At 38.4% G+C, this 18712-nt stretch carries 14 protein-coding genes; 2 read left to right on the top strand and 12 right to left on the bottom strand.

From position 1 onward, the window contains the following. Positions 1–50 precede the first annotated feature (50 nt). From AOB57_RS07485 to AOB57_RS14495, 5 genes are all read right to left on the bottom strand, one after another. Positions 51–2246 (bottom strand): TIGR04279 domain-containing protein, encoded by a 2196-nt coding sequence (locus AOB57_RS07485; RefSeq protein ID WP_167829572.1) that lies wholly within the window; start codon positions 2244–2246, stop codon positions 51–53. A 64-nt stretch (positions 2247–2310) separates the two neighbouring features. Continuing rightward, complete coding sequence (locus AOB57_RS07490) at positions 2311–3522, bottom strand: hypothetical protein (RefSeq protein WP_167829573.1); 1212 nt, start codon at positions 3520–3522, stop codon at positions 2311–2313. 1118 nt (positions 3523–4640) lie between these two features. Beyond that, entirely contained in the window at positions 4641–5336 is a 696-nt protein-coding gene (locus AOB57_RS07495; protein WP_226999420.1) for a CPBP family intramembrane glutamic endopeptidase, read from the bottom strand. Positions 5337–5968: 632 nt separating this feature from the next. Beyond that, entirely contained in the window at positions 5969–6172 is a 204-nt protein-coding gene (locus AOB57_RS14490) for a DUF1616 domain-containing protein (protein WP_226999421.1), read from the bottom strand. A gap of 256 nt (positions 6173–6428) precedes the next feature. After that, positions 6429–6632: a DUF1616 domain-containing protein gene (locus AOB57_RS14495; RefSeq protein ID WP_226999422.1), complete on the bottom strand. Its 204-nt coding sequence runs from the start codon at positions 6630–6632 to the stop codon at positions 6429–6431. A gap of 891 nt (positions 6633–7523) precedes the next feature. Here AOB57_RS14495 and AOB57_RS07505 point away from each other — a divergent pair. Together AOB57_RS07505 and AOB57_RS07510 are read left to right on the top strand one after the other, a co-directional pair. Continuing rightward, positions 7524–8492, top strand: coding sequence for a glycosyltransferase family 2 protein (locus tag AOB57_RS07505; RefSeq protein ID WP_054299678.1), 969 nt, complete (start codon positions 7524–7526; stop codon positions 8490–8492). 123 nt (positions 8493–8615) lie between these two features. Next, positions 8616–9587 (top strand): glycosyltransferase family 2 protein, encoded by a 972-nt coding sequence (locus tag AOB57_RS07510; RefSeq protein ID WP_048167461.1) that lies wholly within the window; start codon positions 8616–8618, stop codon positions 9585–9587. Between the two features lie 167 nt (positions 9588–9754). Here the strand turns inward: AOB57_RS07510 and AOB57_RS07515 are convergent, their stop codons facing one another. The 7 genes from AOB57_RS07515 to AOB57_RS07545 all read right to left on the bottom strand — a co-directional run bounded on the left by AOB57_RS07515 (position 9755) and on the right by AOB57_RS07545 (position 18530). Beyond that, positions 9755–11290, bottom strand: coding sequence for a lipopolysaccharide biosynthesis protein (locus AOB57_RS07515; protein ID WP_226999423.1), 1536 nt, complete (start codon positions 11288–11290; stop codon positions 9755–9757). Between the two features lie 441 nt (positions 11291–11731). Next, positions 11732–12793 carry a polysaccharide deacetylase family protein gene (locus AOB57_RS07520; protein ID WP_054299677.1) on the bottom strand — a complete coding sequence of 354 codons (1062 nt, stop codon included), beginning with the start codon at positions 12791–12793 and terminating at the stop codon, positions 11732–11734. 60 nt (positions 12794–12853) lie between these two features. Further along, positions 12854–14281, bottom strand: coding sequence for a nucleotide sugar dehydrogenase (locus tag AOB57_RS07525; protein ID WP_054299676.1), 1428 nt, complete (start codon positions 14279–14281; stop codon positions 12854–12856). A 97-nt stretch (positions 14282–14378) separates the two neighbouring features. Further along, positions 14379–15317 (bottom strand): UDP-N-acetylglucosamine 3-dehydrogenase, encoded by a 939-nt coding sequence (locus AOB57_RS07530; protein WP_082384308.1) that lies wholly within the window; start codon positions 15315–15317, stop codon positions 14379–14381. A gap of 45 nt (positions 15318–15362) precedes the next feature. After that, the gene (locus AOB57_RS07535) at positions 15363–16445 is read right to left on the bottom strand and encodes a DegT/DnrJ/EryC1/StrS family aminotransferase (RefSeq protein WP_054299675.1); all 1083 of its coding nucleotides are present in this window, start codon (positions 16443–16445) and stop codon (positions 15363–15365) included. A 64-nt stretch (positions 16446–16509) separates the two neighbouring features. Continuing rightward, complete coding sequence (locus AOB57_RS07540) at positions 16510–17178, bottom strand: acyltransferase (RefSeq protein WP_054299885.1); 669 nt, start codon at positions 17176–17178, stop codon at positions 16510–16512. Positions 17179–18347: 1169 nt separating this feature from the next. Continuing rightward, on the bottom strand, positions 18348–18530 hold the full coding sequence (locus AOB57_RS07545) for a hypothetical protein (protein WP_167829574.1): 183 nt from the start codon (positions 18528–18530) through the stop codon (positions 18348–18350). Between the last annotated feature and the right edge of the window lie 182 nt (positions 18531–18712).

Raw genomic sequence — 18712 nt, forward strand, 5'->3', positions numbered from 1 at the left:
AGAACAGAAGACATAATTGTCTCCTGTTTTCACCTTTTATAATCTCCTTTTCATTGTTCAGGTTCCTTTTTCCTCATTATAATCGCGCCTATAACAAGGACTATAACTAACCCTACAAAAAAGGTTGCAATTTTCAAAATCGTTTTGTTTTTATTTTCTTGAGGAGCTGTACCAGTCTCATTGGTTGCCTTTACTTCATTCTGTGGTGTTCCTCCGGAATATACTTGGTCTTCATCTTTCTCATCAATCACTACCATATTCTTCTCGGCTGTGATTGCAAACGGGGAGAAACTGGGAGTTTTAGCTTCATAGTAAACATATTTTTCATCTTCATCTATCTTTTCGGTCGGGAGGAAATCCCAATTTTTGTTGTTGAAGTGTTGAAGGACTAATGAGTCTGCGTTAATGTAGTTTTCATCAATCCAGTCCTTACTTACTTTAAAACCTATGGTGGCATTTTCAATGTTTTTAGAGTTTGCAAAGCCACTGTTTCCGATCCAAATATTCACGTATTTATATATTTCTCCCTCAGGTTCATTTGGAGTTAGACTGGACTTTCCTTTTAACTCCTCGACAATTGCTGTAGTTTTCCCAGCAGTTTTCTTTGCCTTGAACTCTATGTAGTTAATACAGGTGTCTCCCTTTGTGAACTCAAACCTTATAGTCTTACCTTTTGAAATAAACTGCTGACAGAGCTCTTTTGCTTTGATGTTCTTGGAAGATTCTGGAGAGCTACCGCGTCCAGAGCTACCACCGCGTCCAGAGCTACCACTACTTCCGGAGTCGTCATTTCCAGAGTCATCACCTCCAGAGTCATCATTTCCAGAGTCGTCATCTCCAGGACCATCGTCTCCAGAGTCATCATCTCCAGAGTCATCATCTCCAGAGTCGTCATCTCCAGAATCGTCGCCTCCTGACCCGTCATCATCTGAACAATCATCGTCTCCAGACCCGCCATCACCTCCAGGTCCATGATCCCCTCCAGATCCATGATCTCCTCCAGGTATGTGATGATCGCTTTCTGGTATAATCAAAACGTTGAGCTGAGTAAGCCCTACAAGCCCTTCTCCCGGACAATATGCTCCCACAAAGAGCAAATAGTCACCTGGAGGTAAATCAAGAGTGGTAAGTGATAATGCTTTCTCGCCTTTTTCTCCTATTGCTATGGAACCATTTCCTTCCCCTATCAGGGTTTGGATTTCTTTCTGAAGCTCGTTTTTAGTTAGCTTTGACTTATAATTTGAGGAGTTTATGCCAAACTCTTCAATGACGTCCACACCATTTACTATTACTGATGTGCCGCTTCTTGTTCCATTAGTATTGACCTCAATTTTTGCCTTATATGCATGCTCATTGATCAGTACTGCTCCATAAGTACAATTACTTTTATCGGGAGCATTCACAAGATTCATTCTTAGATCCAAATTTTCCTCATTTGTTATTACTACGGGAATGCTTATGTCTAGGTCTGCTACATTTACTATGCTCCCTGGAGTTGAAACGAGTAACTTGTATTTTGAGACCATAAAGGCTGTTGTGGAGATGACTGTCAAGCTGTCGTCTTCATTTTCCTGAGTCATGACTATAACATACTGTCCAGCATCAAGCGGCCCTAAATTATAATTTAGCAAATCTCCATTCTTTCCGAGCACAGCGGAATATTTTTTATAATTCCCGTCTACACTGCTGTTAAAGAGCTTATTTAGGTTCCTTATATCTTTTTCTCTAAAGGCATCAAGGATCTCGAATACTGTGTCCGGGGTTACTTTTATAAGGAATATCTCCACATTTCCTTTTAAACCGGCTTCCCCAAAGAAAAACATCACTGCATCTTCTCCCGGCTGGTAAATGGGAATGGTTCTATAGACATAAGCTGACGGGTAGTTTACAGTGAATTTTCCATCTCTGTCTTTATACAAGGTTCCAGAAGCTCCCCCAAACTCAATATGTTTCGGTCCCTCGTATGTGATTTTTATCGGATGGGGAAGCTGGATTCTTGACTCTGCAAACGGGTTTCCCATTATAATCCAGTTTCCTTGTGTCGGGTTGCTGGTATGATCCAAGACATAAACAACTCTGTCTGTAAAGTTTATACTTCCAATAGGGACAACACTCTTTTCATTATTACTATCTATAAAGTTTATACTTTCAATAGGGACAACACTCTTTTCATTATTACCAGCAGTTGCTGTTGTAGAGGTTAATATGAGTATTCCTAGTGCAACTATCAATAGACTCTTTCTCAAGGGCATACCTCCATTCTATTCTTGATTTTTTTCCATAATAATCACCTTGAATTGCCGTTTTTTTTCATTTCCTTCTTGAATATACAAACAGAATCAGAATTCCTACCCCCATTCCTGCTAACAGATATAATTTATCTACAGATTGTCTGGAAGATTTGGGCTTTTGAATGTTCTCTCCGGAAAGCTTTGTTTGATTGCTCACTTCTGTGAGATTCTTATCTAAATTTAAAACTTCAGAAACTTCGCTTCTATCTGCATTTTCGGAGCTTGTTGGTTTCATAGAAGATTCGGTTTTTGGGGAAGAAGAGCCTCTAGAAGCAGATTTTTTGGAGGATGAATTTTCGTTGGAGGATGAATTTTCGTTGGAGGATGAATCTTCGTTGGAAGATGAATCTTCGTTGGAGGAAGAATCTTCGTTGGAAGATGAATCTTCGTTGGAGGAAGAATCTTCGTTGGAAGATGAATCTTCGTTGGAGGAAGAATCTTCGTTGGAAGATGAATCTTCGTTGGAGGAAGAATCTTCGTTGGAAGATGAATCTTCGTTGGAGGAAGAATCTTCGTTGGAGGAAGAATCTTCGTTGGAGGAGGAATCTGTATTTGAGCCTGAATTTTCGCCCGACTTAATAGTTACTGTTTTCGTGATTTCTCCTACTTTTATCTCAAAGTCCCCAGGTGGAATTGCTTTTGTGTTATATGAATAACCTAGTTCCCCATTCGAATCAGCTTTTATCTTCTGAAAAGCTTTAATCTTCAGGTTCACATTTGAAATTCCTTTCTTAGCTTCTCCGTCAATTTTTATATCATAGGTTCCTGGAGGGACATTTGATTGAGATACAGTTACTGTTTCTCCTGAGGCTTCTGAACTTTTTGTTATCCAGACAACCATCTTTACCCTCACATTGAGGTTTTTGGCTCCCCTTGCTTCAACTGTAAAAAAGTTGTCTAAGCTCCCTGGAATTTTTACATCTTCAAGAATGTATTCAAACTTCCCCCCTGAGACAGGAACGGTTTTATCAAAGGTCACGTATACACCGACTTCCTCTCCCGGAGATGCACTCCCTTTTATGTTAATAGTATCTCCACGAACAGGTTCTTGAGGGGAAAACTCCCAGTTATTAACGGAAGCTGCTGCAGGAGAAGTTACAACTAAAACAAGAATTGAAAGGACGACGACTATATAAACCAATGTTTTCATTTTATTAGTGAAATTAGTAAATCTGTGCACAGGAATTTCTCCTTTTAAAATTTGATCTTTATACAATTTTTTCCAATACATATTGACAATACAATATTAAATAATTAACAATGTATACCTATTAAAAGATTATACTTTCAAGAAATTATGCAAAACTTATTCTACACAAAAGTATAAATTTTTATCTACTGTACTAAATCTCATATGCAGAAAAATAAAGTATTTTATGGTTAAATTTTAAAATTCAATTTAGCTGACATTGGTAGCTGATGCCCTAAACTCCCTGATCAGGCTCTACTTATGATGCAATAAACTGATTTCAATTTTGTAGAAGGTCCCAAAAGTTTGTATTGTTCTCTTTTTTTATTTATGTGTTGCTGAATATTTTAATAGTATTCCCCAACCAAATAGCTCTCAATTCCTTTTAATAAACAGAAATAAACTCATTTTTGGTACGTTAGTCAAATTTAAATTTTATTCTCCTTATTGTTTAATTGGTATATTATCAATTAACAAAATTGACAAAAGTTTTTTATACCATGTAGTTCTTGTTACATGTACCATTCAACAAAAGAAAAAAAGTCTACTATATATTATGGGGGCATCAATATGTTATTGAGTGTTATCTCTTCGAGCGCAGTTTCAATGAGTACATCTCCTGGGCTTCCACAATATGGAGCCTTGGTAATTTTCGGGCTTATAGCTCTTCTTTCTATAAAAGAAGTCCTATCAGCATCTAAAATATGGAGTAACTCCCTCAACAACTCGTTTAATATGGCAATTCTACCGTTACTTTTAGCTTTTGGAGGGACTGTTTGTTACAAAATATTAGAATGTATCTAATTTCAGCACCCAAAATTCATTATTTGTTTTTTGTAGTTTAATAGCTCTCATACCCATTTTATATTTTTTTAGATCAATCATGTGTATTTATACAAAACTTAAATTCTACTTCTACTGTAAACTACTGTTAATTTTTTCTTGGAATCCGGATCTTTTACATCGTTTATATTTTTAGCTATTGATACACTGCTTAAGGTGCGTTCCTTATCATCCCTTAAGTAAAAAGTTAATTTTTGAAAAAGTATAAAAAATCAAAACAGTTAATTGTGAAGTGTCAGTGAAGGTTAAAGGAAATTGAAAATAAAACTTAAAAATAAATTTGGAAAATCAGATATAGAATAGGATTTTATAAAACATCATAAGCCTGTCCAACTACTCATATAATGTGGAATAATACCGAAAAGGAAGACATTAATAAAGCCGTGCAGGACGGTAATAAAGGGCAAGCTTTTCGTTTTGTAGAATATAATGCCCAATAAAAAACCTACAAAAGATGTATAGAGGATCTCATAACAGGTTCCATACCCTGAGTGCATAAGTCCAAACAGGAGACTTGTAATTAATAATGACTCACCAATACTTAGTGCCTGTGCGAGCCTTGTCTGGAGGATTGACCTGAAGATAAGCTCCTCAATTAAACCAACAAAGAAAACCATAATAATTGTAAGTCTAAGTAGATTTTCGAAAGAGAGATCGGGGATTATGTACTCTGCCTTTATGGTTAGATATTCTCCAAAACCGAGAATAAAACTCAGTGGAACCGAAAGAACCATATACACCCCTATATTCTTCATCGAAATTCCTATCTGCTCAAGTGAGTGCTTCTGAGAGATTATTATAACTGCGACTGGTATTGCCAAGACGCCGTAGATAAAAACGAAGGTATAAAGGGTTGTATCAAAAAAAATGGGCATTGAGAGATTTATCAGTCTCAGGATAGGAAGAAGCATCAGAGCCTGGTGGATTTTCTGAATTTCAGGATCATTTACATATATATTAGAAAGAGAAAGTGCAATCAAACCCCCAATGTGCACTATAACAGCGATTCCCACATCTCCTAGAAATATCAAAATCTCGGCTAGAGATATACACAGGATAGGTATTGCAGAAAGAAGTCTGCGCTTTCTTAATTCAAAATCTTCCTGATTTATCCTCTCAGCTCTAGTTATTTCAGAGGTTTTAAACGAATATTTATAAGAATTAGCTGGCTTCTGCATGAAGTAACTCCTTTTCAATGGGGCGAGTTTAAGTTTATCTTGTATGCACCGTGAGTACGGGCTTTAGGATTTTCAGGTAAATCCTCAAATACCGTATTTCAAATACTGTATAAACTTTTACTCTAAGTTCCTATAAATTCTTTTTGATAATCTTCTTCGCCGCTTAATCAATTTCTATGAGTCCTAGAATATAAGAAAAGTAAATCCTCATAAATATTTTTAAAGTGCAGAATAATTTGCACATTAGCTAACTACGGAAAGTATGACTCCAGAATGAGTTGAAGGCTAAATATAAAAAAAATTAAATTTAGAAGCTTTTAAGAGAAATAGTTCACCTAGACTATCTATCGAATAACATAGACAGAAGCTTTTAAACAACAAGGGAATACAACTTAAAATTTACGTAAGAGATTATCGATGATTTGGGAGGCCACCTATTGCAGTCGCATCTGTCACTCTATACACCCTTAAGACATCATTTTTATGTTGTATTTACATCTATCCAGAGAAAGATCCCTATAAGGCACAGTTTTCTCAATCCCATTAAAGAGCAAGAACTCAAGCTTCATATTTTCTCCCACAAACGCAGGTGTAAAAATAACTGGTTTTTCCCAGGTCTCATTATGGGCAAGGGCAATATGCTTCACATTTTCTGAGAGGGACAGTGACATATTTTCAAGCTTTACCCATTGTATAATGACCTATACTCATGATTTATAATTCCCTACTATTATGGTTCTGCTCTCCCCAAGAATATATTTTGTAGAATAATTGTCAGCCTTTCCTTCAAACCCAAGAAGCTAAAACTCCATAAAATATTCTCCTTCTTTTGGACTCATGACTACAAAAGTGAGGTCACCATAGACAGAAAGATTAAAAATGCTCATCTCAGATATTCAAGCCCTCATATTATGAAGATGGACAGGCTTACAAGTATTGGAAGGGTGTGATGCCCCAAGGAATATAGTTAAGACAAAGACCTATTAGAGGCACAACCGCAATACTTAAGCCGAAAGAGAGAGCCATCCATTCTATCATATCAAAGCCGTATTTTGTAAGAAAGAGGGGTACAGTCAAAGCGTATCCTGGCAGGAAAAGCATAAAAGGTAGTCCTACCGAATTGCGGGGCATGGTCTCACTTATCTAGGAGTAAGCATAAAAATATCTGTAAGGAGCATAAGCCCCATGATAATCAAGAGGTCTGAAGGAATTCTTTTCCTCATGCGGGTCATCTGATTTCAGTTTAAAATAATAAGTTTCTAGTTTCTTCAATTGAAATAATTTTTAAGAAAAGTAAATATTTTTCTAATGTATTTAATTCTTTCGCGCTTTTTTCCTAGGACATAGATGTTATAATATTTCCACTAATTTTATACCGATCTTTATTTTTCCCATATATTTTCTATGCAATTTTTTGTTATAAGCTTTCTATTCTGCCTATAATCTTTTTTCTATTTTTCCTAGATCTTTTTCTTTCAATATTTCCGGATTATTTATTAGAGAGGAAGTTTGGATTCTTCAAAGTTTTTTGGTCTTGACAAATTGCGGCGAGTAGTAAAAAGCAATGGTACAGGCTTTAGATCTCAGATGCTGCTGAATGAATTCTCACAAAAATCCATAAGTCTGCGGGACTGAGATCATGAATGCATTGAGTTTCTATGCTGCTATTTTTTGAAACTTTTTTTACTGATTTGATATTATATTTTGAGAAAGTTAACAATTTAGTACCATTTTCAAAAAAACATTATCTCAATCGTATAATTTTATGTCTTTATTGATACAGACTCTTCCGATATTGTTATTCTTGAATTAATATTTTTAGATAGTGCTACTGTCAATAAATTTATATACTCTTCATCTAAATTTAAATCTAAAAAATTGTTGCCGAATTGTTATTTAAAAGCTATTAAGATAATATTTAGTCTTACTTGATTTAATTTTAAGATATTTACATATATGTTCGCCTTAGATGTTCATATATTTACTAGATGGAATGTATAACATAAATTAGGGGGTTATTAAATGAATAATCAATTATCTAAGGTCAATTGCATTCAGACAACAGTAGACAAAAAAATAAAATGTAATGCAGGAAGCGGCTCTAAAAATATCACCGTAATCCTTCCTGCTTATAATGAAGAAGATTCTATCGGAAGTATTGTTCTTCTCACGAAGCTCTATAGTGATGATGTTATTGTAGTTGATGATGCAAGCTCGGATCGGACAGCTGAAATAGCAAAAAATGCAGGGGCTGAAGTAATCGTACATCAGACAAACAGAGGTCGAGATATAGCTCTTGATACTGGTTTTAAAGCCGCAATTAACCTTGGCGCTGATGTAATTGTGACAATGAGCTCTAACGGGCATCATAATCCTGCGGACATCCCCAAGCTTGTTGACCCGATTATTAAAGGTCATGCAGACATAGTTAACGGTAGCCTGTACCTGAACAGCCCGGATAAACCCACTCAAATTTACCACCGTGTAGGGCAGAACATCTTGGGTAAGTTTACTAACAAAAATCTGTACAAGACCAAAGATTCTCAGACCATTTTTCGGGCTTTTTCAGTTTCTGCAATAAACGCTGCTCATCTTGATTCCCAGAGCATGACTGTAGATAACTGGATGCTTGCAGATGCAGGAAAATCCAACCTCCGCATAAAAGAAGTCGAAATCGGTGCACATCGTAACTTCGGAGACCAGGTTAAAGATCCGATTAAATACATTCTTGGAGTTCTGAAAACTGTACTGATGGATATAGAGAACAATAAACCGCTTTACTTATACTCAGTGCCAGGATTTGCCCTTGCCACTTGCGGTTTTTATATGGGTTTGAGATTTCTTGAAGCCACTCTCCTTGGAATCGGAAGTCTACATTTCTGGCCGCTGTCTCTAATGGTTTTTCTATCAATTGCTGGAGTTTACATGACAATGAGGGGGATTTTGATGCATTCCTTTGTGGAGGTAACCGCGCAAACGGAGTCTGTATGAAATCCTCATACAACTGTTCAGATATCGCCGTGGAAAAAGTAGCCAAATTAAGTCCATAGTCTGGCTGTACAGATGCCAGTATTTTATTAATATTTTCACAGTCTGATTTTGGAGTTATTAAAAATGGGCAATGAACTGCTTATAGGAAAAAGCGAGACGCAAACAAATAAATACCAAGAAAAGACGTACAGTAAAGGCACAGCTTCCAAAAATATCACAGTTATCCTTCCTGCCTACAATGAAGAAGTTTCTATTGGTAGCATAGTTCTCCTTACCAGGTTCTATGCAGACAACGTAATTGTTGTTGACGATGGAAGCTCGGATCGGACAGCTGAAGTTGCCAGGAAAGCCGGAGCTGAAGTGATAGTCCATAAAGTTAATCAGGGAAAAGGTGCAGCATTAAAAACTGGCTTTACAGCTGCAGTCTCTCTTGGTGCCGATGTAATCGTGACAATGGACTCCGATGGTCAGCATAACCCGGCTGATATCCCGAAACTGGTTGAACCTATTCTCAAAGGTGAAGCCGATATGGTTAACGGCAGCCGCTACCTCAACGGCCTGGATAAAAATACTCCGGTGTACCGCCGTGTTGGGCAGAAAATTCTGGATAGGGTTACCAATCTGAACTCAGGTCTCAAAATTACTGATTCTCAGAGTGGGTTTCGTGCCTTTGCAGCATCTACAAAAGATGTCTTCCGTTTCAATGCCCAGGGCATGGCGATAGAAAGTGAAATGCTGGCAGATGCAGGAAAATCCGGTCTCCGTATAAAAGAAGTCGAAATTGGAGTCCGTTACGATGTTGATTGCTCAACTTTGAGCCCGATTAAGCACGGCTTTAGCGTTCTCGTTCTGGTTTTAAAAGATATAAAGTTCAACAACCCCCTTTACTACTTCACGGTCCCTGGTATTTCTCTTGGAATCGGAGGACTTTATATGTGCACTCACTTCTTAAGAATTTATCTTCTGGGAGGAAATCTTCAATTTGTACCTACAATGCTCATGATTCTGTTCATCATTGTAGGAATTTTCATGGCTTTGACAGGCATCTTGCTGCATAGTGTAGCTGGACTGGAGAATGAAGCAAAAACAGCATGAAATGGTAAAATGATGCCTTTATTGAGACAGATTGAACTAAGCTCAGAAATAAGCTAAGGAATTTTTGTATAAAATGTAAGAGTTCTTGGGTGTGATGAAAAAATAAGAAAAAAGAGCAGTTAAGTAAAGTAGTTATTTTGCTGAAATGAAAAATAGATTAAAACTCGTCACATCCTAAACTCTCTCACTATCTTTTTTATCTGCGCATCAGTTTTTAAAATATACAGGTAGTAAATCCCAATAGTTGCAGCGGAAATTATAACAAGCAGAATCTGATTTATTTCTACGATCTTCAGAGCAATAAGGGTAGCTCCTGCAGGAATAAAGAGAGTGAAATTTGAAAATAAAATTTTCAAGGCTCTCGAGATCTTTACGCCGGAATAAGACATCATCTTCAGGCAAAGATAACCGTATACCAGGACTCCTGAAATTGAGAAAAGGGTAAGTGCTAGACGTGCGTTTCCAAGCAGCCCGCCAATCGTAAGGGAAAGCAGGCGTGTGATAAGGTTGAAAAAATTATAATGAAAACCGAAATGATGTTTCTCTACTACTACATATATAGTAGTTAATGGGGACGAAATAAACCATATAAAAGCCCACAGACTGAGGATCTGGGTGTAAACCCCTGCTTCTGCCCAGGCTTTCCCAAAAATAACCGTAAAAACATCGCTACCGACAATTGTCAGAATCAGTATTGGGAACATGCCTATAATTACGAGCATTCTGAACACATTTTCAACAAGGGAGGGAAGAGTACCCTCGGATAAGGCTCTTGAAGCTCGCTGGAAAAAAACCTGTGAAATTGAGCTTCCTATGAAACTCATTGGCAGCTGCAGGAGACGAAAGCCAAGAGAATAAAAACCTACTACTGCAGGCGTAAAAAATGCTGCAAGAAGGAAGGCAGGAAGCTGCCAGGAGACCGAGTTCATAAGGGCAGCCCAGGAGTCTAAAAGCGAGAATTTGCGGTATTTCTTGAACCCCTCATAGACTTTTTTCCAGTTCAGGCTCTTCACAATCAGTTTCTTGTCATCTCTCCAGATCTGTCCTCCAAGTACAAATGTTGCAATAGACTGACCTACAACGCTTCCAGTTATCAATCCGCCTGCACCGATTTTCTCTATAAGCCCAAGCCCTACCTGCGTTGTAGTACTCGAAACCGAACTGAAAACTTTTGAAAGGGAAAGTCTCTTGAAGAGTTTTGTTCTTGAATTCCAGTTATTCAGTGCAAGAAATAGCCCGTTTACAAAAATGAACGGAGGCACAAACCAGAGATAATCTCCTATTTGCTGAAAATTCAGGACATTAACTATAGGTTCTTTGAGATACCATATGGCTAAAAATGTTAAACCACTTATAAACAATACTGCTAGAAAACTCAATACTAACAGGTTTACAGCTTCTTCGTCCGATTCAGGCAGCATTATAGAATACTCATACCTCATGCATGCAATGACACTGATAATGCTGGTAATAGAGATGTACAGAGCCCAGATCCCGAAATCATCAGGCCCATACAAGCGGGTCAATACAGGAGCAGATAGAATCATAAGGATTTGAGCAAAGGTTGTCCCGCCTGCAAGTGTTAGCACATCGAGAGCAAAGCTTTCCTTCTTGCTGTTACCCAATCGTTTTTCTGCTGCATCTGCTGTCGTCTCATCCATATCCAGTACCTTAAAAAAGTTTCCTTTAGAGCTGATCTCCATGTGTTCCTGTATTCTCAAGAGGCTTTTATCTTGAAAACACAATCCTGGGGTATGATATTCTCAGGTTGATATCGGATCTCTGACTTTCCCCTCTAAGCCCCCCTATAAATAAGCCCTCCCTAAATAAATTTATCGGCTTCCCCAACTTACGTAACAATTGAGAATATTATTTCCCTTCACTCCCCTCAACATTACTTTATTATAGGTTCCTTTTATGGTTTCTGACAGGAAGCCAGTTATAAATAGAGTTTGAACAGAACTTAACATTATACACTGGTAGCAATCAGTTTATCAGGTATCAGGCATACGCAGCCGAAAATAGGTTTATCAATCAAGCCTGCTTGAGGGGTTAATTAATAATTCTTGGCCTGATTAATTACCTTATTTATTCAAAAATAGTTGATTTATCCAATGACCAGTAGTTATCTGTTGAATACAAGGTTATGGGCATGTTTTCCAGTATTTCGGTTCAACATTAGTGGACCACCAGTTGTATATTTCTTCTCCACTTGCAATCCAGGCTTTTTTACCAGAGACATATTTGAGGAATTTTTCGTAATATTTAAGGCTTTCTCCCTCAATGCTTGTATTATTATGCCACAGGACCGTAATTACGCCATTATACTGCTCAACCTTATCAACAAGGCTTTTTATGAGTTCCCAGGCCTGCTTAATGTCAAGTCGCATGTAACTTCTTAATAAAGTTCGATCCATAACTATTAGAGGAAGCTCAAGGATATCGATTTGTTTTCCGGTATTTATGTTATAAGGCCTGAAGGGATGGCACATCCCATTTCTAAAACCTGCGCAATCTGCATATCCGAATGTTGTATCATACTTAAAATTGGCTTTACTCAACAGTTCCCATGTATCAGGCACTCTAAACCTTAAAAAATGATTTCTGTACCCTATAATTTGCTTGCCGAGAACCCTCTCAAGCCTCTGTTTTTTTTCTAACACATCCTCAAAACTCTTGTAAGACTCATGCCCTCCATGCAGGCCTACTTCCCATCCGTGGGAAGATATGAACTTTAATTCGGTTTCGAGATCCGCAATTTCATAATTGAAATCCTGTTCTCCAGGGCGCAGAGCCATAAAATAAAAGCTGGATTTAGCGTTGTATTTTGCTTCCAGCTCCATTATTTCTCTAAAGTTCCAGTAGGGATTACACTTTTTATTAATTCTGGAAAAAGGTGCTTTCATGGCATCTATAAAGTTCCCTCTGGCAAATGCCTTGGCAGTCTCAATTATGGGGTAGAATTTCTCCGGATATACTACATCAATATCATGAGTAAGGCAAACTGCAAACTTCCTTCCATCCGGATACTCAGGACATAAACCCTTTTCTACTAGAAATCTGGAAACATTTGGATCAAAAACGTTTCTTTGACCGCTTAAATAGTAAGGAAATCTATCGTACTGGTCAGAGAAGTACAAGTTGTATTCTTCTTTTTTGGTAAATAGATTCCACAATTCCTCGTTTTGTTCTAGTGTCTCGATCATCGTTTTCACCCTTATTTCCAGATTTGAAAGACTGAACTAATTTCTCAAAGAGAACTATGTTCACACTATTAAATGTTCGTTTTTATCGCCCCTCCCAACCCCCTTATAGACAAATCCCCTGGAAATAAACTCATCAGGTTCAATCACATTTCTTCCATCCACAATAACCGGATTTGCCTTACCTGAGACTTCCTTTACCCAATCAGCTTTTACATCAAAGTAAGCACTATGCCCTGCAAAAATAACTATAGCATCTGCGTTCCTGATGACATCTTCAAGATCATCTGAGATCTCAATCCCTGGATAGTTCACAACATAAGGGTCATGCACTGTAACTGTCGCGCCTGCCTTCAGGCATAGCTCCCTGTAAGGTTCTGAAGGCGTGTTCCTGGCATCGTCCGAATCTCGAATGAAAGCCCAGCCTAGCATTGCAATCTTTGAATTTTTCATCTCCTTTCCAACCCTTTTAAGGGCTTCAACAGTCAGATTGTACATGTGGACAGGCATGAAATCATTGACTTTTCTTGCGAGTACATAGATCGAATCTGCACCCTCAGGATAGTCAAGCTGCCTGTTTCCTAGCTTAATCCCTCTTTCCAGGTGATATGTATCCTTTGTAAGACAGTGACCTCCAACGCCTGCTCCAGGCCAGAGCACAGCTCTTGTAATACCGTCCCCTTTCAGGCTGTCTACTCCAGTCCTGACATCGTACACATTTATGCCCATAGCTTCACAATAAAGGGCAAGCTGGTTAATTGCTGCTATTTGAAGGTCGCGGAAAGTATTCTCTGCAGTTTTCGTAACCTCAGCTGCAGTTGCACTCATAGGGATTACTTTTCCCACAGTCAATACAGGCGAATAAAGCTCAACAGCCCGTTTAGTACTTGCCTCATTGATGCCGCCCACAACCCTATCATGTTCCCTTATATTCTTCAAAAGCCTGCCTACCATTACTCTTTCAGGGGCATGGGCAAGGGCAAAATCCTCACCAGCTTTAAGGCCTGACTCTTCTTCAAGAATCTGTTTTGCCATACCTTCAGTCGTGCCCGGGGTGATTGTGGACTCAAGGACTACGAGCATGCCTGGCCTCAGATATTTTCCTACGTTTCTTATTCCCTCAATGAGTGCAGAAAAGTCAGGTTCCAAGTCTTTGGGGTTTGCAAAAGGAGTTTGGATTGCAAGAGTGACAGCATCAAGTTCTGATATCCTTGAGAAATCTGAAGTGCATTCGAACTTACCAGCTTTCACAACTTTGTTAATAAGCTCTTCAAGGCCTGGTTCCTCTCCTTTGAGGGGGCTCTCTCCACGGTTGAGCATATCGATTTTGTAACTTGAGCTTTTTGAATTACGCTGGAAGCCGAGAACTTTATCAAAACAGGGAGTATCGGCAAAAAGAACAGCTGAAGGAATGCCTACATAACCCATTCCAAGTACTCCTATTTTTTTGATTGAGCCTCTTTCCTTGAGAAGTTTTTCTAATTTATTCATACGTATCACTTTCTAAATTGTATTTTTTAGATTTTTTTTAAATCTTTCATCTTTTTAGAGGATTCCCAGATTTTGCCTCTTTGGAATTCTTTTCTGCTTATTGTCCTACTTCAATTAATCTTCCCTCTTCGTAGGATCTTATGGCTGCCAATGCCACTTCAAGAGCATGTTTTCCGTCCTCCCCGCAGGGATTAGGGTTTCTACCATTTGCAACACAATCTATGAAATAGGTGAGTTCATTTTTCAGGGGCTCGCTGTGTTCTACTTTGGCTTTTCTTATCCACTCATTATCGTGCAGCTGTACTGTCTGGCTAATGTAGTCCAGATAAGCAACACCTTTAACTCCGATCGCTGTTAACTGCCTTACCTTGTGTGGAGTTAGCCAATTTGTCTCCACAACCCCTGCAAAGTTATGATCCATGCGCAGGATAATTGAGGCGTGATCTTCAAATGAATGAATATCTGCACCTGCAATTGCATAAACACTATTTATTTTCATACCGTAAAGGTACGAGATCACATCTATATCATGAACACCGATATCCAGGATTACTCCCACATCTCTGATCCTCGGATTATAGGGTCCTACTCTTTTGGTCGAGATTGAAACTATCTTTCCCAGAATGCCTGAATTAATAATCTCTTTAAGTTTTATGACTGCGGGATTAAAACGTTCAATGTGCCCAACCATAAGGATTTTTCCCGCTTTTTTTGCTGCTGCTATCATCAGATCCGCGTTTTCAGTCGTATCTGCAATCGGTTTTTCTACAAGGACATGTATCCCTGCATCAAGAGCATCAAGTACAACCTGTTTATGCAATTTGGTAGGCACAACCACACTTACTGCATCAAGCCCTTCGGCAAACATTTTCGTATAATCTGTAAAGGCTTTTGTTTTGAATTGTGTAGCCATTGACTCGACACGTTTCTGATCTACGTCCGATATTCCTGCGAGCTCCACACCATCCATTTCACTATAAATCCTTACATGGTTCTGCCCCATGGCACCTGTTCCTATTACTCCTACTCTGATCAAAAGTCTCACTTCCTGATTCTGAAAATGCAGTGGCTGGAAAGCTACTCAGTCTTTTGCATAAAATTCTTTGGTTGTTTCGACTATTTCCTGCAAATCGGTCCTGGATAACGCCGGATGCACGGGGAGAGAAAGAACATCTTCTGCTGCTTTTTCTGAGACCTGCAGGGAATCTCGGTATCCAAGCTCCCTGTATACAGGTTGCTTATGAATGGGTATAGGATAATGGATTCCTGTTCCTATATCTCTTTCTTTCAGAAAAGCTGCAAGTTGATCCCTCTTTTCTGCCCGGATGGTATATTGATGGAACACATGGGTGCAGTCAGTTTTTATAACTGGAGGCACAACTTCTGATACCTTTTCTAATCCTGCGGAGAGTATTTTTGCGTTCTTTTGCCTGGCAGAGGTAAATCCATCTAACTTTCCAAGCTGTACAAGTCCGATTGCAGCTGCAATATCAGTCATTCTCAGGTTGAAACCCAGCATTTCATGCAGATAACGGACTTTTGAGCCATGAGCCCGGATCATTTTTGTCTTTTCTGCAATTTCCTTATCATTTGTAGTGAGCATTCCACCTTCACTGGTTGTCATATTTTTAGTTGGGTAGAAGCTAAATGCTCCTGTTCCGAAGCTGCCCACCTTTTTTCCGAGGCATTCTGCGCCATGGGACTGGCAGGCATCCTCAATCACAATGAGTTTATTATCATCAGCAATTTCCATTATAGCTTTCATGTCTGCAGGATGCCCATAGAGATGGACAGGCATGATAGCACTGGTCTTTGGAGTAATTTTTTCCTGAATTTTTTCAGGATCTATATTATAAGTATCTGATTCTATATCAGCAAAAACAGGTTTTGCCCCGGTGTAAAGGATGCTGTTTGCTGTTGCAATAAAACTGAACGGACTTGTAATCACCTCATCTCCTTTTCCTATGCCATGGGCAAGAAGTGCAATGTGCAGGGCTGCAGTACCAGAGTTTACAGCGGCTGCGTACTCACAACCATTATATTCGGAAAAAGCGAGCTCAAATTCTTCGACTTTCGGACCCTGCGCAATCATGCCTGAACTCAAGACCTCAGTTACTACATCAATTTCTTCCTTACCCAGCATGGGCTTGGCAATTGGGATCATTTTAGGACCTCTTTAAATAATCTCAATAAAACTTATTTTTACTTACATTGATTTTCTATTAAGTTTATATTCGATTCAATTCCCTCAAACCTTCAGAAAGTTCTTGTATTCTGGCAGGTGCCCCGACTGCAAGCTTCCAAGCGGGTACACTTTTTGTAACAAGAGCTCCCCCCGCAACCATTGCCCCTTCTCCAATTTCGATATCTGGAAGCAAGGTGGCGTTCGCACCTATAGATGAACCTTTTCTCAAAATAGGACCCTTCAGATCATACTTCTTTCGAATAGGATATTTATCGTTAGCCAGAACTGCACAGGGCCCGATGAATACGTAATCTTCAATAATCACGTTGGTCGGAATGTATACATTGCCCTGGATGCTGACATTGTTTCCTATTTTGACGTGCCCATCTATAATGACATTGGTTCCGATAAGGACATTGTCTCCAATTTCCGTATTTTCTCTGATCATTACATTATGTCCTGTTTTGAAGTTTTTTCCAGTTTTTACGTTGGAAAATATCGTTGATCCAGCCCTTATAATCGAGTCAGAGCCTATGGTACATCCTGGAAAATCATAATTTTCTATTTCAACGTTCTGCTTCAAGATTTCCATCAGAACCCTGTGCTCGGGGTATCCCAGAATTACATTTTCCATTATTACTGTGCCTTTCCCGATTACAGAAGTACCATATATTTTAGAAGAATTATGAATTTTAAATTCAGTGGAGTTCATTTTTCCCCCCGTCTCTCTGACTTTTCGTTTGACCAGAGAAACTTTCCTTTGGAGCATAAAAGTATCTGTCTACTCTTTTGTACAATCTTACACAGCTTTTCGTTTTCACATTCCCGGCGATCGGGATAATCCATACGCTCAAAATAAACCCCTAAGGGCGATTTTTATTGCTTTTTCTATATTCACTCAATTTACTTCTATAACTATCTTAATTTTTTAGTTCGATATACTTTGTAATTATTTAAGCGATTTGGTTTATTTATCTACCATTTCTTCCTTTCTCATAAGTATTTCAATCTATCTTTTTTGCTTTAAGAATCTCACAACATACATTCTAATTATTTAGAAGGTATCATCGTAAAATATTATATAGTTTTATTCACTTAAATTTTCCAGTGATTAAGCGATAGAGGACGTTTACGTGGGTAAGAATTTCCACTCAGGATGGTTAAAAATCCAATATTCATTGATCAAGAGATTTTCTTAATAAGGCATTGACTAAGAGGAATTTTACCTACTTTTAAGGTTTTACAGGCATTCTTCCATTCTTAATTTTACTTATTCAATTGTAAGCTAAAACTTACAGAACCTTCGTTGTTTGTTAAGATGATTTTCTCCTTCTTTCAAAACTAAAATTTAACAGTTCTATTCTAAATATTGTCGGTGGGATGAGGAGAATTTTTATACCATATAGCATATTTATGAAATAAGTATGCTAATCAACTCGAGGAGTTCTAACTACGCTTACAAGTCTATCTATTTCTAATTCTATTTCAGCAGATGCGCTCTCAACTGCGACCGTAATACCAGGAATTCCTGACGGTGCATCAGTAGCTACGGCAGTTTTACTTTTACTGCTTTTGCTCAGGGATTTCCTCCCGGTATCAGAATATTGGAAAAATAGTGTTAATGTTTCTTTAAATATGGGAATTATTCCACTGTTATTTTCTTTCTGTGCGATTCTTCTCTTTAAGGTTGTCGCACTCTTTTATTGATTTTGTACAGATGAGCCCCAAAAGGCTGCATCAGGAATCCCCCAGATCCCTCAGGAGGACAACTTAAAACATGCCTCGCCCGAACTCAGCCTAGGGGGGATGACCGAGTCCCGTCTCGGGAGGACGGTGCCCTTTTCGCTTAGCTCAAGAGGGCTTACTTATGGGACAGAAATTTTACTTATTTTTAAGGTTCTGCAAGCCTTTTAGCAGGTCTTTTTTAAAAGATTTGAGCATGAACTTTTTACTAAAAAGTTTGATCACAAGCCTTTTACAAAAAGGTTTGATCAAAAACGGCGTGGTCGGCGTGGTCAAGCGGCGCAACGCTTGGTGATAAACCGGCGCAACGGTTTCGCTCAAGCCTTTTTGTAAAAGGCTTGCAGCATAACGGTTTCAACTCAAAGGTTTCAACATTAATGTTTTGACCCAAAACTTGTTATCATACCACTATAATTTGCCTATATTTTAGCTAATCGAAAAAATGTGAGTGAAAATGCAGTAACCAGGAAGAACTGCTCATATTTATTCTATTCCGTACCTTT

The organism is Methanosarcina flavescens, from assembly GCF_001304615.2.
In the GTDB taxonomy this organism is placed as follows: Archaea; Halobacteriota; Methanosarcinia; order Methanosarcinales; family Methanosarcinaceae; genus Methanosarcina; species Methanosarcina flavescens.